This window comes from Paraburkholderia sp. SIMBA_030 (genome assembly GCF_046535245.1).
Classification (GTDB): domain Bacteria; phylum Pseudomonadota; class Gammaproteobacteria; order Burkholderiales; family Burkholderiaceae; genus Paraburkholderia.
In genome coordinates this window covers 1-266 of record NZ_JAWRXB010000720.1, presented here as the reverse complement: position 1 = coordinate 266, position 266 = coordinate 1, and the positions used below count along the sequence as shown (strand labels likewise).

The window sequence follows — 266 nt, the reverse complement described above, 5'->3', positions numbered from 1 at the left end:
GCCGAAGATCGTCGTGACGCCCTGCACGGCCATGAGCCCCTTGACATCGGGCAGGACGAAAATCGACGCGAGATAGCCAGCGACGAAGACGAACAGCGCGAAGTTGAAGAGCTTCACCCAGTTCACCCTCGGCATCACGTAGGTGCCGAGGATGCCGGCGACCGCGAACCCGCAAAACTCCAGTGAAAAGAAATTTCCCAGCTGTTCGGGGGTGAACGCAAACTCGTTGACGAGCTGGTTGCCGAGTGCCGGCGCGCACAGCAATA

1 protein-coding gene is annotated in these 266 nt (G+C 59.8%); it reads right to left on the bottom strand.

What is annotated here, in order from left to right:
* Positions 1 to 266 (bottom strand): hypothetical protein (locus SB772_RS41835; protein ID WP_410838752.1); only part of this gene is annotated, 266 nt, incomplete at both ends.